Source organism: Thiosocius teredinicola, assembly GCF_002009425.1.
Classification (GTDB): domain Bacteria; phylum Pseudomonadota; class Gammaproteobacteria; order Chromatiales; family Chromatiaceae; genus Thiosocius; species Thiosocius teredinicola.
Window position 1 is genome coordinate 4,187,207 of sequence record NZ_CP019936.1, and the last position, 20,499, is coordinate 4,207,705.

A 20,499-nucleotide genomic window follows, 5' to 3' on the forward strand; every position below is an offset into this window, starting at 1 on the left:
TTCGTCACCATACCGATCGAACGCTAATGCTCAATCTGCGGGGATGCATCCTGGCAGACTGCAGCGACGAACTGCGACATCGACTCCCAATGACTCCCCTGCCAATAGACCTTGCCGCAATCGACACAGGACCAAAAACGATCGAACACCGCGAACACGCCGGGCGGGACGATATCGCGAACCGCCGTCGCGTTCGCGGCAACGATCCGCCCGTTACATACGGTGCAGCGCGTGAACGGATTGATCTCGTCACACAGTTGATAGCGCTGCAACAGGTAACGCATTTGCTCGTCCGTTGATCTGGGATAGACATAACATCCCAGGTCTACCTCGCGCCGCATCAGCAATTTGCGATCGCGCGTCAACAGCACGCGCTCTTGTTGGTGTGAGAGTCTTGCAAGCTCGGGATCGCCAACATCGTTGAACCACAGCGTGTCGAAGCCTAGCAGGCGAAGGCGTCGGGCGAGCTCACCCAGGTGGGCATCGGCGACAAAGCGTAGCGGCCTTGGACCGCTGTTATGAAAAGACAAGCCACCGCTTGCAGCGATACCTTCAAACGCAGGATAAACCGAGATGCGGTCACCGTCTTCGACCGTCTCTTCGCCGGACGCACGCGCACCGTTTCGCAAGATCAGTGCAACCTCGGTATGCGGTACGCCGCAGTCCTCGATCAGGTGCAGGATCGACCGGTGCCCCGCAAGCGGCTGCATCCAGTCGGCCTGCCGGTGAGCGTGCGGCACAAACACGTTCAGTTCTGCATAGAAACGCAACACGCAATGCGGCATGCATTGACCCGGATCGAAAGCGACTTGGCGTTACCCTACCTTTCGGCAGTCGACTGCTTCAAGCCATGTTTGTACGCAAGCTCGCAGTCGCCCCGGCACAATGGCCAAAGACGGCCGTCAGCCCGAGTGTCTGCGCCTCAACTCCTCTGCCATGTCCTTGATCTCCGTGAGATCGCGCACCATAGCGCTCCAGCCGTACCACAGCGAATAATCGGGGTTGCCGTGGAAGGCGCCTTGAAATGCCCGCATGCGATGACTCAGATGCATAACGAACAACTTCTGTTCTATCGGTCGCGGTGCATCGTGAAAGGTCAACAGGTCGGGGAACGGATAGGCATAGCCCTCGGGCTTGCTGAGCACGCCATCGCGATACAGTCCAGCAATCACGCGGATCGCTTCGGCCAACAGGTGATCGGCGCGACGAATCATGTCGTCGCCCTTGGCGAGTTCCGCCTCGGCGAAGTCCTTGGCGTGACACTGGCTGCAGGCACCGATCATCTTGTTGCGTTCCTTGTTGAACGCCTCCTGATCGAGGCGCGCCACGTCGGCGGCCTTGACCACTTCCAGCCGATCGGTCGGCTGACCATCCGGGTCCAACACACCGAGTGCCTGCAAGATGGTCACCTGGTCTTTCTGCCATTGTTCGTCTTCAGGCAACGGCAAGCGGACGGCAAGAAAACCCCACGCCGTGCGCACTTCGTGATTGCCATCCTGCATATGGCAGGTCTGGCAAGTCGGCGCCGACGCATGTTCCGGGATGATCCTGAGCTGTTTCAGTTTGTGGCGGACGCCGTGTTTCGAGCTTTCGTACATCTCCCACTGCGGATGATCGAATCCCATATGACAGGTCTGGCATGCCTGCGGCTGGCGAGCCTCTTCTTTCGAGAACAGGTGGCGCGTGTGGCACGAATCGCAGGCGGCATGACCGAAGTGCGAGCCGCTCTGCTTGAGCTTCAACACCTCTTCTTCAGACTTCTCACCGATCTTATGACAGCCTCCGCAGCCCTTGTGACCATCGGTCAATGCAGAGGGGAGCTGATGGGTTGTCGGCATCGCCTTGTAAGCCGCCCAGGCAATCGAGTGCTTACCGCTACGGTATTGCTTCACCTGGTCTTCATGGCATTTGGCACAGGTTTCGACGATCGGTAGCTTGGCCCGGTCGATGTCGTGCTTGGTCGTATGTTCGCTACCGTGGCAATCGGCACAGCCGACATCTTCTTTGCTGTGTTCGCTGGCCTGCCAATCGGCGACCACCCCGGGCGTCGCCTCTTTGTGGCAACTTACGCAGCCCTCGGCCGCCGCAGCCGAATGTGACAAGACAAAAAAACCGAACAACACCCAGACCACGGTCATCGATCGCATCGCACTCACGCTCCCTCGTTGTCCAGGGTGATTCCATCCCTGGCGCTAAGCTGTCGCTCACCCGGCAGCGCGAATCCCACTGCGATCTGCACGGCATTGAACAATCAGTGTAGATAGGCGATTTGCCCGGGCTGTTGACGCAGGTCATGTGACCGTGTGCGACAAATAGGAGGGATAAACTTAATGCAAATCAAGGAATTGGGTGGACTGCGCAATCTTCGCCTCGGCTGCGCACAACGGACTGCAACCTACCGCGAGCGATTGAAACCGCCCTCGCCGTAGCGGCCGGTCAGGGTATGTACCCAGCCAACCATCGGCGTCGATAGTGGAGCATCGCGAGGCGTACCACGCCGAATGCGCTCAGTAAGCGAAACTGAAGCTGAAGTAGGCGAGCTGCGCGCCCGGATTGTGATCGCCAAGGCTTGCATTGGATATGTGCGCGATACCCAAGCCCAATTGCGTCGTGTCTGAGAGTCGATAGGCCAGGCGTAGCTGCGAATAGAACTCAAGGTCGTAGCCAAGATCAATATCGGCGCCGTCGTGATAGAACCCCGCCGAGATGCTCGGCTGCAACGTCCAGCGGTCGGTAATCGACAGCGGGTAGCCGATGCCTGCATAGAGATAGGCTGCGCTGTCACTGGTTGCAAAGGCGCCCAGCTGCGGCCTGAACCCGGACCAATCCATGCCTGGGCGATACTCGACCTGGAGCATGGCGCTACCCGTATGCCGATAATCGAAGGCACCTGCCGCCAACGTGATGTCACCGTCTTGCGCATGCGCAACAGCACTGAAAAGACAATACGCCAAACACAATACGGACAGTCTCATCGAGGCTCCTTTGCTATTCAGTCAAGTTTTATTCGCCAATGGCCAGCGTGGATTCGTATCACATCGGTTGCCTATCGCAGACCGTCGCGCTGATCGATAGCAGACTCGCACTACCCCTGGATTTCGCAGGCCGGCAATAAACATACTGAAATATGCAAAAGGCAACAAATCACTGTTGTGCCGGAGCGTCGCCTACGGGCCGAACAGCGCGCCATTCGTGCAAGGCATGCGGCCAGCGCGTCACTGGCTCGGCGACCTAAGGTCAGCTGCTTCGTTGTTCTGTTCGGCGCGATCCGTTTCCGGGTCGGTCGTGCACTGCCAGCCCCAGGATTCGAGCTTGGCCACAAGCTCTTCGGCCTTCCGCTCACAAAAGCCTTCTTCGCTGTTCGCCTTCCAGACCGCTCGGGGCATGGCACGCTCGGTGCGCTTGGTGTAATACACGCTGCATGGCAACCGTGCAGGTGCGGCCCGGTAATCGATCGTGACCTCGCGTATCAACTCGCCCTGGGTGCAGATCCACGCATCCGCAAGGGCATCGGACACGACGAACATGCTGACCAATAGCGCTGCCATGCCACGCGCCAGCCATCGATTCAAATCATCCAAGGACATTCCTCCAAATAGAACCAGTCCAAGAAGGCGTCGACAAGCGGCACGGGTTGCCCACCAATTGGCCGCTGGCGTACTCGGCAGTGTCGAAACTGGACTCGAAGCGCCTGAGTATAACGGTTCGCCGGATCCGAAGGCGATGACAGGCACGCCGGCAATAGCTCGCCACCTTGCGCAGCGGCTGCGCACCAATCCTGACCGGATTCAACGCTTTTCACAGGCCTGTCAGGCAACAGTCCGCGCTGTGCAGCAGCGGGGATCGCGCGCGACTCGTCATGTACTTGCATAGGTAACACGCTAAGATGAAATAACAATCAAAGCCAGCTGCAGAGAATCCAGATGCCCCCGAATTCGATCGCTCGCCTGCTGTTTGGCATCCTGACGTCGGCCAGCCTCACTGCTTGCCAGCAGGTCGACGAAACCGCAGCCACAGAATCAAAGCCCCGGCTCGTTCGGACCATGGTCGTTTCCAGCGATATCGAGGGTAGCTGGCGCGAACTACCCGGCGTGGTCGATGCCGCCAAGAAAGCGGACTTGAGCTTTCGCATTCCAGGCAAACTTGTAAGCCTGTCAGCGAAAGAAGGCGACGATGTGTCGCGTGACGACGTGCTCGCCAAAATCGACGACGCCGAAGTACGCATTCAACTCAAAAGCCGGGAGGCCGAATATGCGTCGGCGCATGCGGACTATCGGCGTGGCAGCGAGCTGATCAAGACCGGTGTCATCTCCAAATCGGATTTCAACAAACTCCAGGCGCAGGACGCCACCGCCAAGGCGAACCTCGACGCTGCCCGCAAAAGCCTCGAATACACGCAGCTGGAGGCACCGTTCGACGGACGCATCGCGATCCGGCACGTGGACAATTTCGAAGAGGTCAACGCGAAACAGCCGGTTTACACACTGCAGGACACCTCGAACCTGCTGATCAAAATCAACGTGCCCGAGAGCCTGATGATCCGCGTGCGCGAAGGTGCCCGCCCCGACGTGTGGGCCCAGTTCAGCCAGCTACCGGACAAGAGTTTTCCGCTGACGCTCAAAGAGGTCTCGACCCGCGCAGACAAGGATACCAACACCTTCGCAGTCACCTTCTCAATGGAGAACGATGGCGCGTACAACATCCTACCGGGCATGTCGGCGACGGTGCGCGGCAAACCGCCGTCGGATAGGGCCGCTAGCGATGGTGTGTTCCAGGTGCCGGCACATGCCGTACTCGAAGACAACGACGGCCGCTATCTGTTCACGGTCGAATCCGCTGCGGATGGACACAGCGTCGTACAGCGCCGCGCAGTCGAGACCGGCCGACTTTCTCAGCTGGGCCTCGAGATCACATCCGGGCTCTCCGAAGGCGATCGCATCGTGACCGCGGGGATGAGCAAAATGCGACCGGGGCTCGAAGTCCGGCTCTCCACGGATGCAGCGGGCCGGTGAATATCACCCGTCTGGCCCTCGATAACGATCGCCTGACCCTGGTGATCGTTCTGACCATCGTCGCCACTGGCATCGTCACGTTCCTGAATATGCCGCGTGCCTACGATCCGGGCTATATCGTGCGTGCAGCGCAGGTCATCACCTACTTCCCCGGCGCGAGCCCGGAGCGTGTCGAACAGCTCGTGTCGTCAAAGCTCGAAGAATCGATCAAGCAGATTCCCGAGGTCGACTTCATCAACTCCGAATCGCGCACCGGCGTATCGATCGTAACAGTCAACGTCAAAGACAGTTTCGACAAGATGCGCCCGATCTGGGACAACCTGCGACGCAAGATGGAGAGCGCCACCGGCGACCTGCCACAGGGGGTGAACGGCCCGTATGTGAACGATGAATTTGGTGATGTCTTCGGCATCGTGCTGACGATCACCGGCGAGGGATACTCCGATGCCGAGCTGAACGACATCGCCGAGACGGTTCGCGACGATCTGCAACGCCTGCCGGATGCAGCCAAGGTGGAGATCCATGGCGACCAGGAACAACGGGTGTTCGTCGAGTACGACGATGCCGTTCTCGCCGAGCTGGATTACTCCCCCAATCAACTGTCACAGGCGTTAGCGACCCGCAACATCGTGCTGTCCGGCGGTTCGGTAACGCTCGGTACGGAAACGATCACACTCGAACCGAGCGGCAATTTCGAGTCGATCGACGATATTCGCAAGACCATCCTGCGCATTCCCGGCAGTGATCGGCTCGTGTATCTCAAAGACATCGCGAACGTCTATCGCGGGTACGTGGACCCACCCAGCACGTTGCTGCGCTCGACCGGACAGCGGGCCCTTGGGATCGCGATATCGATGCGCGAAGGCGGCAACAACATCGCGCTGGGTGAACAGGTCTCGCGGCAGATCGAGGTTTTCGAGCAACGCTATCCCTACGGTATCGAGTTCGAGCTGGTGAGCTTTTCACCGCAAGAGGTCGCGCAGAAGGTCAGCGACTTCGTCAGCAGCCTGCTGCAGGCGATCGCCGTCGTCACGGCTGTGATGCTGCTTACGCTGGGCTTGCGTACCGGACTGGTCGTCGCCCTGCTGATCCCGCTCGCCATGCTCCTGGCGGTACTGGTGATGTCGGTATTTTCGATCGGGCTCGATCAGATTTCGCTCGCCGCACTCATCATCGCGCTCGGCATGCTGGTCGACAACGGTATCGTGATGTCGGAAAACATCATGGTGCAGATGGAAGGCGGCAAGGATGCTTCGGCTGCTGCGATCGAGGCAGCGGCAGAATTACGTACACCTTTGCTGACCGCATCGCTGACCACGGCCGCCGCTTTCCTGCCGATCTACCTGGCGGAATCCGATGTCGGTGAGTTCACAGCGTCGCTGTTCAAGGTGGTCACCATCACGCTGCTCAGCTCATGGCTGATCTCACTGACGGTGATCCCGATGTTGTGCGTCGCCTTTCTGAAGGTGAAACAGAAAGCCGAGAGCTACGACGGGCCGCTGTATTCAGCCTATCGCCGCATTCTGGGCGTGATGCTTCGGCAGCGCGTGCTTACCCTGTTGCTGACGGCTGTGATATTCGCGGTCAGCATGGGTGGCTTCGGCTTGCTGCCCAAAGTGTTCTTCCCGCCATCCGACCGAACCTATTTCAAAATCGAACTCGAGATGCCGACCGGCACCTCGATCGAGACGACGACCCGGGTCGTCACCGATATCGAGCGCTTCCTGCTCGAGCAGCAATCCGCCGACACCGATCCGGCCACCAAGATCGGAAACTGGGTCAGCTATATAGGCTATGCCGGCCCGCGTTTCATCCTGTCACACAACCCGAAACCGGCACGTCCGGGTTATGCGCTGCTGATCGTCAACATGCCGTCGGTGTCCGCGATTGAGGATCTGATGCCGCAGATTCGACGCTACGCGCTCGATCGCCATCCGGACCTGGATATCAAACTGCGCAAGATGGAGATCGGTCCTGCGATCGAAAACCCGGTAGAGGTGCGACTGTCGAGCAAGAACAGCGCGGCACTGTTCAACGCCGTCGACAGCTTGAAAGACGAGATGGAACAGATCGGTGGGCTGCGCAACATCGGCGACGACTGGGGGCAGCGCATCAAACAACTCGATATCCGCATCGACCAGGCAAGAGCGCTGCGCGCCGACATCAGCAGCCAGGACATTGCGATCTCGTTGCAGGCAGGCCTCAGCGGGCTGCAACTGACCGAGTATCGCGAAGGTGAGGATGTGATACCGGTGCTGCTGCGTTCGAACACGTCGAAGCAAGAGGACATCAGCCGACTCGAGGCGCTTTCGGTATTTGCCCAGGCCACCGGTAAATCGGTATCGCTGCGCCAGGTCGCGGATATCGAAGTGGCCTGGGATGCCTCACGCATCTATCGGCGCGACGGTCTGCGCACGGTGACAGTAGGCGCACAACTCGAGGAAGGGGTTACCGCCAGCGAGAAGTTCCGGCAACTTCAACCCTGGCTCGCATCCGCGGAAACCGAATGGGGCGGCGCGGTGCGCTATGAACTCGGCGGTGAAATCGAAACCTCGAGCAAGTCCAGCGATTCGATCAGCGAGCAGCTTCCGGTCGCCGGTTTCCTGATACTGATCCTGCTGGTCGCTCAGTTCAATTCCCTGCGAAAATCGTTCATCGTACTGATGACGATACCGCTCGGACTGATCGGCGTGGTCATTGGCTTATTACTGGCCAACTCGTTCTTCGGCTTCATGACCTTGCTGGGCGTTATCTCGCTGGCCGGCATCGTGATCAACAATGCGATCGTGCTGTTGGAGCGTATCCAAGCGGAACTCGATGAAGGTGTGGAGCACGCGCAAGCCATCATATCGGCGGCGATGCAGCGCGCCCGGCCAATCCTATTGACGACCGCAACGACCGTGCTTGGCCTGATTCCCCTCTATCTGGGGGGCGGTGAGATGTGGGAGCCGATGGCGATCGCGATCATGGCTGGGCTGATCTTCTCTACCTTGCTGACTCTGGGCGTGGTGCCGGTACTCTACAGCCTGCTTTATCGGGTTCGCGCCTGAGGTTTGTCGGCGAGCCGGCCCGCTGCCGCGAATCGCACTCGTATAAGACGAAAAAAAACGCCGGCCCTGAGGCCGGCGTTTCGTTGAGGCGATCAAGAAGCGGATCAGCCCTTCTTCTTGCGCTCTTCGACTTCCTTGATGACCTGCTCGGCCACGTTGTTCGGGCACGGTGCGTAGTGCGAGAACTCCATCGAGAACTGGCCGCGACCCGAGGTCATGGTACGCAGATCACCGATGTAGCCGAACATTTCAGCGAGCGGCGCCTGCGCCTTGACGCGCACACCGGTCGCTCCGGCTTCCTGGCCCTGGATCATGCCACGACGACGGTTCAGGTCGCCGATGACGTCACCGACGTGATCGTCAGGCGTGAACACGTCGACCTTCATGATCGGCTCGAGCAATTGCGGAGCAGCCTTCGGAATCGACTGGCGGTAAGCACCCTTGGCAGCGATTTCGTAAGCGATCGCCGAGGAGTCAACCGGGTGGAAGCCACCGTCGACCAGGGTGACTTTCACGTCGAGCAACGGGAAGCCGGCCAACGTGCCCTGCTGCATGCTCATCTTGAAGCCCTTGTCGACTGCCGGCCAGAATTCACGCGGCACGTTACCGCCGGTGACGGCCGATTCGAACTGATAACCCGAGTTCTGCTCACCCGGCTCGATGACGTAGTCGATCTTCGCGAACTGACCCGAACCACCCGACTGCTTCTTGTGGGTGTAGCTGTCTTCGACACGCTGGCTGATGGTCTCGCGGTACGCCACCTGCGGCTTGCCGACTTCGACTTCAACCTTGTGGGTACGCTTGAGGATATCGACCTTGATATCGAGGTGCAGTTCGCCCATGCCTTTGAGGATAGTCTCGCCGCTTTCCTCGTCGGTCTCGACGCGGAACGATGGATCTTCCGCCACCATCTTGTTGATCGCCAGGCCCATCTTCTCGACCGAGCCCTTGTCTTTCGGCTTGACCGCAATCGAGATAACCGGTTCCGGGAACACCATCGGTTCGAGCGTAGCCGGCTTGTTCGGGTCACACAGGGTGTGACCCGTCTGGGTGTTCTTCATGCCGATCAGGGCGATGATGTCGCCGGCCTGCGCTGAATCGAGTTCTTCACGCTGGTCGGCATGCATCTCGACGATACGGCCGATACGCTCGGTCTTGCCGGTGAAGGTGTTGAGTACCGTGTCACCCTTCTTGATGCGGCCCGAATAGATGCGGGTGAAGGTCAAGGCGCCGTACTTGTCGTCCATGATCTTGAACGCCAGGGCGCGCAGCGGCCGGTCCGGATCGACGATCGCCTTCTCACCGGTTTCGTTGCCTTCGAGGTCTACCTCGGGCTGAGGCTCGACTTCGGTCGGGCTCGGCAGGTAGTCGACAACCGCATCCAAAACCAGCTGGATACCTTTGTTCTTGAATGCCGAGCCGCAGTAGGTCGGGAAGAAGTCGAGCGCGATGGTGCCCTTGCGGATGCAGCGCTTGAGGTCATCGACCGACGGCTCGTTGCCTTCCAGGTAAGCCTCCATCAGGTCGTCATCTTGTTCGACGGCCGTCTCGATCATCTTCTCGCGGTATTCCTCGGCCTTGGCGACCATGTCTTCCGGGATATCGGTGATCTCGAAGTTTTCCGGCAGACCAGATTCATCCCAGACATAGGCCTTCATGCTCATCAGATCGACGACACCTTTGAAGTCGTCTTCGATGCCGATCGGCAGCACCATGACCAGCGGGCGGGCCGCCAGCACGTTCTCGACCTGATCGACAACGCGATAGAAATCAGCACCCAGACGATCGAGCTTGTTGACGAAGATAACGCGGGCAACTTCCGAATCGTTCGCGTAGCGCCAGTTGGTCTCCGACTGCGGCTCAACACCGCCCGAGCCGCAGAACACGCCGATGCCACCATCGAGTACTTTCAGCGAGCGGTACACTTCAATGGTGAAGTCAACGTGTCCGGGGGTGTCGATGATGTTGAAACGGTGACCGTCCCACTGACACGACGTAGCGGCTGATTGAATGGTGATACCACGCTCGGCTTCCTGCTCCATGAAGTCGGTGGTGGCCTCACCGTCATGCACCTCACCGGTCTTATGGATCTTACCTGTGAGCTTGAGAATACGCTCGGTGGTGGTGGTCTTGCCCGCGTCCACGTGGGCGAAGATGCCGATGTTCCGGTATAGGCTTAGGTCAGTCATTTCAATGATCTCAAAGGGTATGCAAAATTCTGAGGGTGCGTAGCATAAACGTACTTGGCCAAAATTTCCCCAAGTATCCGCAGTTTCCGGGTGAATCGGCGGGTCGGTTCGAGGTCGGCCAGGCCCGCTCGACGGCCGCGCAGCGGCGGAATTTCGCAGCCCGCACCATTCGGGGGCATTCAGCGGCGCGCTCGGGCGTGGCCACGATGCCGAGCGGCGACCGCAGCCGGTGTCGCGAGCCTGCCGCCGGCGGCGGTTTCAAGCTCGCCGGCGCCTAGCCGGCGTGTGACTTGAGCATGGCGTACAGCTTGTCCTTGAGCTGGACGCGCCGGTACTTCATCTCCTCGGCCACCTCGTCGCTGACCGGCTCGCCCTTCTGCTCCAGATCGAGGATTTCGGCATCCAGATCGTCGTACTGCTTGTACAGGGCGGCGAATTCCTGATCGCTGCCCAACAGCCGATGAATCAATTCGGCGTGCTCTGGAAACTCGTGGTGTAGGTCGTGTCGCTCTCCGAACATAAGGCCAATCCCTCGGGGTCGCGTCAGTCGGTGGGTGAAGGTGAATTATCGGCCAATCGGCAGCAGGCGACTACCCGACCGGATCGATATTTCCCGGCCGCGGCGCGAATCCGTTCTCGCAGGGAGCCGCTTTCGCAAGGGCCATCGGAGATTTCGCAGCCCGCTTCGGCCGCACCCGCGGCACCGAATACCGACACCCACCCGATCAGCGGTCACGCTCGCCGAACCCCGGAGGCAGCCCGTTCAGCGCATAGCCCGACCAACAATCGTCGAAGCGCGCCCACTGCGCCTCTTCCGGCCCGCCGCTGTGGCTGACCGGAAATTCCATGATCTCGCAAGGGACATTAAAGTGATTGGCGATGCCGTAAACAGTCTTGGCCGGAACCACGTCGTCCTCGAGCCCGAGCGCCAGCAGCACGGGGCAGGAAACCCGATCGGCGAAGTTGACCGCGTCGAAGTAGCGCAAAACGACCATCGCATCCTCGACATGATCGGGGCGCTGCGCGAGATACCTGCTGATCTCGGCGCCCGACCCCGATTTGACGAACAGATTGCGGCCCTCGGCCCATCCGAACGTCGGTACGCCTATCGCCAGCAGGTCCGAATCGCGGCCGACCGCCTGCGCCATCAGTGCGAGCCCCCCGGCGAAACTCACGCCTTCGAACACGCAGCGCGTAAGGCGATCGCCGTGCAGCAAACGGCCAACTCGGGCGGCCTGCAGGTAGTCGCATACCGCGAGCCGGATCACCGACATCTCCGGCGACTCGATGCCGGTGAGCACATAACCCCAGCGCGACGGATTCGGCAGGGCATCGCGCGACATACCGAATCCGCGGATGTCGACAGCCAGCACATTGACGCCGCGCCGCGCCCAGTCCCAGCGCGGCCGGCATTGCGAACCGTAGCCGTGACTGGAGATGACCAGCGGCCGAGCAACAGCGTCGTTCCAGTGCAGCCAATTGGCGAAAATGCGGACACCGCCAAGCGACAGGAACGACACGATTTCCAGATCCACGCTGCCGTCTTCGGCAGATTCCAGATGACGGCGCTCGACGGCGGGATCGACCCGCGATAGCTGCAGGCGCGTGCTTTCCCAGAAGATGTCGAAATCTTCCGGGCGGGTGGTGGCCGGTTTGAAGGCGCGTCGCATGATCTAAACTCTACCCCAGGCCGACACGAGCGGCAGCCAGCGTCGAGGATACCGGGCATGGTGACGATCGACACACTCAATGAGCTGGAGTTCTTTCGCGGCCTGCCCAGGTCGGTGCTCGGCACACTGGCCGACGCCGCATCCATCGTCGAACCGGAACACAACGCGCTGGTCGCCAGGCAGCACGATCGTGCGATCGCGATGTTCCTGTTGCTGTCCGGGCATGTGCAGTTCCTGATCGACGTCGAAGGCAGCGGCAGCCTGCTGGTGGGGGTCGGCCGCGAACCCGGGCTGATCATCGGCTGGTCGATCTTCAGGCCACCGTATCGCTACACCACGAATGTACGCTGCGAAGGCGCATGCCGGCTGCTACGCATCCCGCACCACATCGTCGACGACCTGCTGGCGAACGACCCGGCCAGCGGCCTCACGCTGCTGCGCCGCGTGAATCAATCGCTGGCAGGCCGGCTCGAAGCCGAGCGCGCGAGATTGCTCGAAACGGCCGGCGGGCAGGAGGCGGCGCCCAAGCGCATGCCTGAGCCGATCGTTCAGACCGACCTGCCGTGGACGCCCAGCAGCCTGCAGTCGTCGCAGGTCATGGTCGATTTTCTGAATCATTCACAGCTGTTCGAAGGCCTCGAACCGCGCATGCTCGACTGGCTGGCGCACCAGGCGATCGTCAAGACCTTCGCCCCCAACATGGAGCTGTTCCGTCAACACGAGATCGCCGAGTTCCTGTACCTGCTGGTCGATGGCCGGGTCGGCATGTCGTATTGCGACGACGGCGGTGCACGCTGCGTTTTCCTGCGTGCGCTCGAAGGCGTGGGTGATCCCATCGGCTGGTCTGCGCTGGTCGATCCGCGCCGCTACCGGACCTCGGCATTCGCCATCGATGTGACCCACGCGGTCGCCCTGCCGAGCGATAGCCTCGAAAAGCTGTGCGACCAGGAGCCGGCGCTCGGGCTGCAGATCATGCGACGTATACTGCAAGCCATCGGCTCTCGCCTGCGCTTCACCCGGGTCAGGATGGTGGCCCAACGCTACGGCGCGCAGATACAGGCCATGCGAACGATCATCGATCAGGCCGCCGAATCGCTGCCGGTGACCTCGCCGCTGCACAAGATTCCGTACCTGCTGGAAAACCGCCTGACCCTGTCCGACGCCTTCCATGCCCTCGAGTTGACCCGCGAACATGGCGACCCGACGGAGCGCAACCTCGCGGAACTCTCGCTGGAGGTGTTGCAGGACGTACATCGCGAACTCGATTTCTACCAGGGACTGCAAAACGCCTACGAGGCCGTCGCCAATGCGCCCGCCAACCTGTCGCCGGAACAGGTCCGTACCCGCAGCATGCAGGCGTTTCTCGCGCTGTTCGAGCCGCTGTCGTGGCGCACCGCCGGCGAAGACCTGCTACCGGAGCAACCCGGCAACATCGTGATCATGAACCATCTGGAAAACCACATGGACACGATGCTGCCCAATGCCTTTCGCCTCACCCTCGACAGCCATTTCGTCTCCAGTGTGATCCTGTACAGGTGCTACGGTGAGGCGCCGGTCAGGGTCGTGCGCAAACCCGAGATGGGCTGGTTCGGTTATCAGCAGTATTTCGATCGGCTGGACTATCTGTACGTCTATCCGGGTGACGTCGACGAGGAAGATCAAGACCAGGCGCTGACGCGCGACAGCCGCAATCGCCGTTTCATCGAACGTGCGGCGCAGCATCTGCGATCGGGAAAAAACCTGCTGATCGCACCGGAGGGCCGTTGCAGCAGCACAGAGGCATCGCCGGGCACGTTCCGCCCCGGAGCCTTCCGCCTTGCAGCCGCGGTCGATCCCGAGCCGCTGATCGTGCCCATTGCGGTTGCCAACTTCGATAAACGGCTGACCGAGACGACCACCGCGGCAATCGTATTCGAGCCATTTCGCCTTTCGGAACGGGTACGCGATCCGAACGACAAGGCGGCGTTGCTCGACTTCGTCGATCAACTGCAGCGCAACTACCAGGGCTACGTGCGACAGGCGATCAGCCTGGCGGGCCGAGGCGAGAAGATCAAAGCTCGCGCCTGAGCGTCGTCGAATGTCTCGGTCCGGCAATCACGCAGCGGATCAGTTCGAACGCACAGCATCCAACCCGGGCATATCAGGCAGCGCGGCCGGGCGTTCAATGGCATAACCCTGTGCATAGTCGACGCCCATCGCCCTGAGCCGATCGACGACGTCGGCCGTCTCCACCCACTCGGCTATCACCTTGAGGTCGGCCGTGTGTGCAACGTGGGTGATCGCTTCGACCATGGCGGCATTCATGGGATCGCCGAACAGATCCTTGATGAACACGCCGTCGATCTTTACGAAATCGACCTGCAGCGATTTGAGGTAGGAAAACGAACTCATGCCGGTGCCGAAATCATCCAGGGCGAACTTGAAACCACGCTCTGCAAGTTGCCGAATGAAGCGGTTCGCCACCTCGATATTGCCGATTGCGACGGTCTCGGTGATCTCGAAACAGATACTGGCCGGTTCGACGCCGTGCCGCCGCGATTCGCCGATCACGAAGTCGACGAAACCATCGTCGGTGAATACCTGGCCCGACAGGTTGATGAACGCGAGTATGCCGGCACGAGCGGATGCCCTGTCGTCGCGGTCTTGATGCAGAAACTCGAACACGCGACCGACCACCCAACGATCCAGTCGCGACATCAACTCGAAGCGCTCCGCCGCAGGCAGGAAGGCATCCGGATAGATCAGCTCTCCCTGCTCGTCGAACAAGCGCAGCAGGTACTCATGGCATGTGCTGTCTGCTGAGCCATCGGACAACGGCGCGATGCACTGTCTGTGCAGGACGAAACGATCCTCTTCCAAGGCATGGTTGATGCGGCCGACCCACTGCATCTCGCCATGCCGACGCACCAGTTCGACATCGTCGTGCGAGTAGATGTGTATCCGGTTGCGGCCACGCTCCTTGGCCGCATAGCAGGCCATATCGGCGGCGCTCAACAGATCGAGCTCGCTGAGGTGATCGTCTTCGAGCATCACCAGGCCGATACTCGCACCGACCGAAAAGCGTTGTTCCGCCCATACGAAGCGGAAGCCCTTGATCAATTCCAGCAGCTGTTGCGCCAGCGCATCGGCGCGTTCCAGCGAGATGTTGCGCAAGATCACGCCGAACTCGTCGCCACCCAGGCGTGCGATCACACCGTGCGGATCGACCGCGTCCTGCAACAATCCCGCAAGCCTGATGAGCATCTTGTCGCCGGCCGTATGTCCGCAGGTATCGTTGACGACCTTGAACTGGTCGAGGTCTATGTACAGCAAGGCATGCCGGGCCTGCGTCGACGGCTTGTCTTTGATCAGTTGCACCAGCTCGCGCTCGAACGCAAACCTGTTCAGCATGCGGGTCAAAGGATCATGCATCGCCATAAAGTTGATCTTTTCCTCGGCCCGTTTGCGGCTGGTGATGTCCTCGGCGATGCCCGCGATCTTGACGACCTTGCCCTGCTCGTCGACGATCGGATAGGCACGCGCAAAGATCCAATGCGTGTCGCCCGCTGCAGAGATTACGCGATACTCCCTGAAGGCAGGATCGGAGAGATCACCGGATACCTTGCGTTCGATATCGCTGCGGACCTGCTCCTTATCGTCGGGATGCACCGACTCGAGCCAGGCCAACGGATCGGCATACAGCTCTTCGCACTTGCGCCCCCATACCCGCTCATAGGCCGGGCTGACGTAGTGCACAGCGTTCCAGTCGGGCGAGCCGATCCAGAACACCTCGTTGATGTTCTCGGCCAACTGGCGGAAGCGCAGCTCGCTGTCGGTCAGTTCCTGCGTGCGCTGAACCACCTTGCGCCGGATCAGGTGGTTCGTCAGCGTGAGCACCACCAGCAGCCCCGCGATCATCGCGCCCAGGTAGACCAGCCACATCGGCAGCTCTGCCCGTCCCGTCGCGCTGAACCATTTCGCCAGGGAGCGGTGGTAGGCCGATGCCGGGTCCTGCTTCTGGGCCGTGAGATGGCGATCGATCGTCGCCAGCAGCGCGGCGTGCCTGCCCTTCGGCGAAGCAAAACGGACTTCCACGGGATTGAACATCACGCCGGTTTCGATCACGTCGTATTGGGCGCCGTTCAACAGGCTGATGACGCGGTTGATCACCGCCGCATCGGCGTCGCCGGCCTCCGTGACAGCAAGCGCGTCGAGGTAAGACGACACCTCGACCGGTTCGAACTCGAATCCGAATTCGTCCATCAACTGACGGAACACGCGGCTGTGAATGCTGCGCGCCATCATCGCCACCCGTTTCCCCTGCAGGTCCGCCAGCGAGGTAATCGAGACCGATGGATTGCGGTAGACAACGCCCCAGTTGTTGATCAGTGTCTGGGTCGTGAAATCGAACTGCTGCGCCCTCTCTGCGGTGTACGCGATACCGACAAGCAGGTCGATCTCGCCCGCCTCGAGTTGCGACAGCACGTCCTTCCAGGTGCCGTAGACGTAATCGAACGTCAGTGATTCGCTGGCTGCGACCGAATCGAGGAACTCGACCGAAAGGCCGGCGTACCTGCCGGGCTCTTGCTGAAAGACGATCGGGCTGTTGTCGAAAACGCCGATCTTGAATCGCGGAGATTCGGCGGCAATCGTGGCTGACGCCAGCATCGCCATCAGCAGCAGATACAAGCAGCCCAGCCGGATGCGGGATATGAGGCTGCATCGCCTGCGGCCAGCTTCAGCGCCAGGTGACGCTGCGGCCAGGGCCGGATTCTGCGAAAGAATTAAGTTCATCCCTGGGTCATCGGCCTGCCGCCCGCCGACTTGAAGATCCTTTTTCCCACACCGGGCGGCGCCGTAGCGGGCGGCCCAGCCGGAGTTGACGGCTAGTCGACCGCCAGCGGTTTCTTCGACTTCACCTCGTCCTCGTCCTGCCAGGTGATGCGCACCGTGATCCGGTTGCGCGAGTCGTCCTGACTCGCCGTAACCTTGAGATTCAGCAGATCGCGCGGCTGCAGCACGATCTCGCCGTCTTCATCGCTGAAGGTGAGTTTGCCCTTGCCAAGGCCCTTGGTGATCGCCTTCAGGATGTCCTGAATCGTTTTGCGGTTCTGCAGGGATTCGTGTCTGAAGCTCTGTTTGCTCTGGCGCATGGGTGTGCAGCTTACTCCTTGTTCAGGGCGTCGGGCCTGAGAACCTTGGCATGTGGATAATCGGTGCTGATGCCGAGGACATAGCCCGCAGGATCGATGATCGTGACGCCGGCACCGTAACCGTCCATGTTCTCCTTGCGGTGATGCGCACCGTGATCCGGTTGCGCGAGTCGTCCTGACTCGCCGTAACCTTGAGATTCAGCAGATCGCGCGGCTGCAGCACGATCTCGCCGTCTTCATCGCTGAAGGTGAGTTTGCCCTTGCCAAGGCCCTTGGTGATCGCCTTCAGGATGTCCTGAATCGTTTTGCGGTTCTGCAGGGATTCGTGTCTGAAGCTCTGTTTGCTCTGGCGCATGGGTGTGCAGCTTACTCCTTGTTCAGGGCGTCGGGCCTGAGAACCTTGGCATGTGGATAATCGGTGCTGATGCCGAGGACATAGCCCGCAGGATCGATGATCGTGACGCCGGCACCGTAACCGTCCATGTTCTCCTTGCGCCGCGAATTGCGGTCCATGGTGATATCACTTTCGATATGCAACATGCCGCGACGCAATGTCAGACGCTGACCGGTCGTGCGGTTGCGATGGCCGTGCACCACGGTGTGCAGGCCCTGACGATAGGCACGCTCGACACCGTGCCGGGTCAGCGGCATATCCACCCCGCGGTACTTGGTGCGCATCGTGTTGGCCAGGGGCCCGTAATAAAACTCGAACAGATCGTGTCTGATCTGTTGGCGAAACTGTTCGTTCAGATAGGCGACGCTCTCCTCTTCGATCAGGGTCGCGATCCGATCATCGAGCCCGGCATGGACGAACAGGAATGAACCAGCACGATGGGCAAGCTGCATGTCGCCGAAGAACCAGCCGAATTCGCCGTCGGGTTCGAGGAACAATTGTTGAGAGCGCATCGCGGCCGCATAGACATCGCGCAGCGACAGGCCGGCATCGGCACAGGCCTGTTCGAAACCGTCCACCTTCTTGCGCATCCTCACCAGTTCACGCTCGATCGCGCGGGGCGGCATCAACCATTGCGCGATCTCCGGAAACTCGTCGAACCAGCCGGGTGAGGGAAACAGCCTGCGCCGACATTCTTTCTTGTCGGGTATGCCGCGCAACGCCTGTTTGCCGCGCAGGTATCGTCGATGCACCTCGCGCAGCAACGGCACCCCCTTCGGGCCCATGCGAACGAACATATGCTCGGTCTTCAGATCGCGCGGTTGCTGCAACGCGCGTATGGCCATGAAGAAACGCATATCGTGGTTGCCGGCGAGCAGTTTCACGCGCGCACCGCTGTCGATCAGGCCGCGCACCGTCTGCAGCAGATGCAGGTTGCTCGGCCCCTTATCGAGGAAATCGCCACCGATGATGAACAGCGCATCACGGCCGGCTTTGGTCAGGCGGAAGTCGCGCACCTTCGGGCCAGTCCGGCGAACGCCACCCGATGCGACCAGCGAGGCGCTGAACGCTTCCGCATCGGCGTGGGGATCGGCGAAGAAATAGATCGGCCGCTTCGGCCACTGTATCGGGGTGTGAGAAACCGCATGATTCAGTGCCTTGACCAGGCCATGATGATGGCGGCGTCGCGCATCTTTCTGCGAAGGTTTGCCGAGCGACCACGACTCGCTGGTCACCGGCAATCCCTCACGTACCCACTTGCTGCCGCGATAGTTCGGCAGATCGATCGAACCGTGCTTTTCAGACATCTTGTTGGGTTGTCTCCCGCTTGCTTCGATCTATACCCGGCACATGCTCAACTCGCTGTACAACTAATCCAGCGAAGATCCGGAACCATGGCGGACCTTCCATTCGCCGCCGACGTGTCGCCAGTCGTCGCCGATACACTCAAGGTACACCGGGTGCACGTGATACATGCTCAAGCGGGCGATGTCGGCGTACTCCAGCACCCCTAGGTGATAAGCAGCGTGTCGAAACGCGGCACCATGACCGACGAACAGCTTGAGGCGGTCTTCCGGCGTATCGTGTACGGCCATGTCCGCCATGCATTGACGAATATACGCGGCGACGCGCTCCCCCGCTTCGAGCAGGGACTCGGCACCCATCAACGGCAGGCGGTATCGGCTGTTCGATTTCCAATCGCTGGGTAGCGGCGAGAAACGCGGGTCTTCGGCGACAGCCGCCTCGATCTGCTGCAAGGTCAGATTGGCCGCGCTGCCCAGACCGCGCTCCGCGAGCGCATCGGTGCCGCGCAGACGCACCCCGCCGGCCGCTGCATCCTGCAGACCATCGGCTATGATCTGCGCGGTCTGCCAGGCACGCAGCAGGTTCGAGCATTCGATCAGTGGTTCGAGTTTCCAAGCCTCATTGCGCAAGGTTTCGCGCAGCATCTCGACAGCCTGCGCGGCCTGCGCCCGGCCGCTATCCGTGAGCGGGAAAGGCTGATGGGCACTCGGCGTGCCCGGCAATTGGCGGTAGTCGCCGTGGCGGATCAACGCGACGAACAGTCTGCCCATCAGTCGGTCACCGCCAAACGCCGCGCGAGTCGCTCCACCATCGGGCGCAACTCGGGCTGCCTGAGCAGGCCGGCGGCGAGATCCGGCGGTACCCAGCGCCGACCGCGGTGCCGTTCTTGCCATTCGTCATCACCGATCTCGCGGCTTACGGCCATCGGGTACACCGTTACGGTGCAGCTGGCTCCCCACTTGGTGCACTGATAGCTGCCGAGGGATTCGTCGCCGACGACGCCTTCCACGCCCGCCTCTTCCCACGCCTCCTTGGCGGCAGATTCGCGCATGCTCAGGCCGACGTCGGCGATGCCCTTGGGTACCACCCAGTGTTTATTGCGACTCGAGCGGATGATCAGGATCTCGACCTGCCCGGCAGTCACGCGGTAAGGGATGACGGCCGACTGGGTGTAGTAATAGGCGGGTCGGTCACGGGTGGGTTCGCCGTCGGGACCGGGGAAGGGAAATTTTTCGGGCAAGTCCGCCGGGTATTGCAGATTCAGCACGCTCGCCGACCCAGCGGCCAGGTCGCGCCAGCCATCCGCCAACCGCAACCGCGCCAAGGTCGCAGTCGGTAGCAATCTACCCTTGCGGTTGCGCTGCAGCCGTGTGGCGGACAAATCGACGAGCAGGCGCTCGAGCCCCAGGTTGTGGCCTACCAGCATCACGCGGCGTGCGTTCGATGGCACCTCGGCCAGCACGGCCTTCAACGTGATCTCGTCTGCGAGATACAGCCGTTCATCAGTGTGGACCTGCTGCGCACCGATGCCCATCACCTTGCAGGCATTCTCTGCGGTCACCCGGGCACGTGAGGCTGGAGACGCGATGATGTAATCCGGTACCAGGCGTTCACGCGCGAGCCACGCGCCGATTCGCTGCGCAGCGCGCTTGCCGCGGTCAGTCAGTGGACGCCGAAAATCCTCGCCATCGAATTCGGGATCGGCCTTGCCATGACGCATCAGGAGAAGTTCGTGGCTCACCTGTGC

At 60.8% G+C, this 20,499-nt stretch carries 16 protein-coding genes; 3 read left to right on the top strand and 13 right to left on the bottom strand.

Going from position 1 to position 20,499, the window contains the following annotated elements; all coding sequences use genetic code 11:
- Positions 1-23: 23 nt before the first annotated feature.
- From B1781_RS19790 to B1781_RS19805, 4 genes are all read right to left on the bottom strand, one after another.
- Positions 24-785 carry a Mut7-C RNAse domain-containing protein gene (locus B1781_RS19790; RefSeq protein ID WP_078121304.1) on the bottom strand — a complete coding sequence of 254 codons (762 nt, stop codon included), beginning with the start codon at positions 783-785 and terminating at the stop codon, positions 24-26.
- A gap of 117 nt (positions 786-902) precedes the next feature.
- Positions 903-2,147 carry a multiheme c-type cytochrome gene (locus B1781_RS19795; protein ID WP_078121305.1) on the bottom strand — a complete coding sequence of 415 codons (1,245 nt, stop codon included), beginning with the start codon at positions 2,145-2,147 and terminating at the stop codon, positions 903-905.
- Between the two features lie 360 nt (positions 2,148-2,507).
- Positions 2,508-2,975: an acyloxyacyl hydrolase gene (locus tag B1781_RS19800; protein ID WP_078121306.1), complete on the bottom strand. Its 468-nt coding sequence runs from the start codon at positions 2,973-2,975 to the stop codon at positions 2,508-2,510.
- Between the two features lie 240 nt (positions 2,976-3,215).
- Positions 3,216-3,581 carry a hypothetical protein gene (locus tag B1781_RS19805; protein WP_125932192.1) on the bottom strand — a complete coding sequence of 122 codons (366 nt, stop codon included), beginning with the start codon at positions 3,579-3,581 and terminating at the stop codon, positions 3,216-3,218.
- 342 nt (positions 3,582-3,923) lie between these two features.
- Here B1781_RS19805 and B1781_RS19810 point away from each other — a divergent pair, with 342 nt between their 5' ends.
- A complete protein-coding gene (locus B1781_RS19810) occupies positions 3,924-5,012 on the top strand; it encodes an efflux RND transporter periplasmic adaptor subunit (RefSeq protein ID WP_078121308.1) in 1,089 nt (362 codons plus the stop codon).
- The gene (locus B1781_RS19815) at positions 5,009-8,062 is read left to right on the top strand and encodes an efflux RND transporter permease subunit (protein WP_078121309.1); all 3,054 of its coding nucleotides are present in this window, start codon (positions 5,009-5,011) and stop codon (positions 8,060-8,062) included. The genes B1781_RS19810 and B1781_RS19815 overlap by 4 nt, the downstream gene beginning before the upstream one ends.
- Before the next feature lie 104 nt (positions 8,063-8,166).
- Here B1781_RS19815 and fusA read toward each other — a convergent pair whose 3' ends face one another.
- From fusA to B1781_RS19835, 3 genes are all read right to left on the bottom strand, one after another.
- A complete protein-coding gene (gene fusA, locus B1781_RS19820) occupies positions 8,167-10,260 on the bottom strand; it encodes an elongation factor G (protein WP_456300675.1) in 2,094 nt (697 codons plus the stop codon).
- A 265-nt stretch (positions 10,261-10,525) separates the two neighbouring features.
- Positions 10,526-10,771 (bottom strand): YdcH family protein, encoded by a 246-nt coding sequence (locus tag B1781_RS19830; RefSeq protein WP_078121312.1) that lies wholly within the window; start codon positions 10,769-10,771, stop codon positions 10,526-10,528.
- A 205-nt stretch (positions 10,772-10,976) separates the two neighbouring features.
- Positions 10,977-11,921, bottom strand: a complete 945-nt coding sequence (locus B1781_RS19835) for an acetylxylan esterase (protein WP_078121313.1) — start codon at positions 11,919-11,921, stop codon at positions 10,977-10,979.
- A 57-nt stretch (positions 11,922-11,978) separates the two neighbouring features.
- Here B1781_RS19835 and B1781_RS19840 point away from each other — a divergent pair, with 57 nt between their 5' ends.
- Positions 11,979-13,988 carry a cyclic nucleotide-binding domain-containing protein gene (locus B1781_RS19840; protein ID WP_078121314.1) on the top strand — a complete coding sequence of 670 codons (2,010 nt, stop codon included), beginning with the start codon at positions 11,979-11,981 and terminating at the stop codon, positions 13,986-13,988.
- A gap of 39 nt (positions 13,989-14,027) precedes the next feature.
- Here the strand turns inward: B1781_RS19840 and B1781_RS19845 are convergent, their stop codons facing one another.
- The 6 genes from B1781_RS19845 to B1781_RS19870 all read right to left on the bottom strand — a co-directional run bounded on the left by B1781_RS19845 (position 14,028) and on the right by B1781_RS19870 (position 20,493).
- On the bottom strand, positions 14,028-16,589 hold the full coding sequence (locus B1781_RS19845) for an EAL domain-containing protein (protein WP_164513478.1): 2,562 nt from the start codon (positions 16,587-16,589) through the stop codon (positions 14,028-14,030).
- 197 nt (positions 16,590-16,786) lie between these two features.
- Positions 16,787-17,053 carry an amphi-Trp domain-containing protein gene (locus B1781_RS19850; protein WP_078121316.1) on the bottom strand — a complete coding sequence of 89 codons (267 nt, stop codon included), beginning with the start codon at positions 17,051-17,053 and terminating at the stop codon, positions 16,787-16,789.
- 22 nt (positions 17,054-17,075) lie between these two features.
- Positions 17,076-17,408 carry an amphi-Trp domain-containing protein gene (locus tag B1781_RS19855; RefSeq protein ID WP_078121317.1) on the bottom strand — a complete coding sequence of 111 codons (333 nt, stop codon included), beginning with the start codon at positions 17,406-17,408 and terminating at the stop codon, positions 17,076-17,078.
- An 11-nt stretch (positions 17,409-17,419) separates the two neighbouring features.
- Positions 17,420-18,754 carry a metallophosphoesterase family protein gene (locus tag B1781_RS19860; protein ID WP_078121318.1) on the bottom strand — a complete coding sequence of 445 codons (1,335 nt, stop codon included), beginning with the start codon at positions 18,752-18,754 and terminating at the stop codon, positions 17,420-17,422.
- Between the two features lie 63 nt (positions 18,755-18,817).
- Complete coding sequence (locus B1781_RS19865; RefSeq protein WP_078121319.1) at positions 18,818-19,522, bottom strand: histidine phosphatase family protein; 705 nt, start codon at positions 19,520-19,522, stop codon at positions 18,818-18,820.
- Complete coding sequence (locus tag B1781_RS19870; protein WP_078121320.1) at positions 19,522-20,493, bottom strand: histidine phosphatase family protein; 972 nt, start codon at positions 20,491-20,493, stop codon at positions 19,522-19,524. Before B1781_RS19870 ends, B1781_RS19865 begins: the two co-directional genes overlap by 1 nt.
- Positions 20,494-20,499 lie beyond the last annotated feature (6 nt).

What these genes read in the sequence shown, in the direction of transcription:
- B1781_RS19790 (WP_078121304.1), bottom strand. Translation starts at nt 785, where the DNA reads ATGCCGCATTGCGTGTTGCGTTTCTATGCAGAACTGAACGTGTTTGTG.
- B1781_RS19795 (WP_078121305.1), bottom strand. Translation starts at nt 2,147, where the DNA reads ATGCGATCGATGACCGTGGTCTGGGTGTTGTTCGGTTTTTTTGTCTTG.
- B1781_RS19800 (WP_078121306.1), bottom strand. Translation starts at nt 2,975, where the DNA reads ATGAGACTGTCCGTATTGTGTTTGGCGTATTGTCTTTTCAGTGCTGTT.
- B1781_RS19810 (WP_078121308.1), top strand. Translation starts at nt 3,924, where the DNA reads ATGCCCCCGAATTCGATCGCTCGCCTGCTGTTTGGCATCCTGACGTCG.
- B1781_RS19830 (WP_078121312.1), bottom strand. Translation starts at nt 10,771, where the DNA reads ATGTTCGGAGAGCGACACGACCTACACCACGAGTTTCCAGAGCACGCC.
- B1781_RS19835 (WP_078121313.1), bottom strand. Translation starts at nt 11,921, where the DNA reads ATGCGACGCGCCTTCAAACCGGCCACCACCCGCCCGGAAGATTTCGAC.
- B1781_RS19840 (WP_078121314.1), top strand. Translation starts at nt 11,979, where the DNA reads ATGGTGACGATCGACACACTCAATGAGCTGGAGTTCTTTCGCGGCCTG.
- B1781_RS19850 (WP_078121316.1), bottom strand. Translation starts at nt 17,053, where the DNA reads ATGCGCCAGAGCAAACAGAGCTTCAGACACGAATCCCTGCAGAACCGC.
- B1781_RS19855 (WP_078121317.1), bottom strand. Translation starts at nt 17,408, where the DNA reads ATGCGCCAGAGCAAACAGAGCTTCAGACACGAATCCCTGCAGAACCGC.
- B1781_RS19860 (WP_078121318.1), bottom strand. Translation starts at nt 18,754, where the DNA reads ATGTCTGAAAAGCACGGTTCGATCGATCTGCCGAACTATCGCGGCAGC.
- B1781_RS19865 (WP_078121319.1), bottom strand. Translation starts at nt 19,522, where the DNA reads ATGGGCAGACTGTTCGTCGCGTTGATCCGCCACGGCGACTACCGCCAA.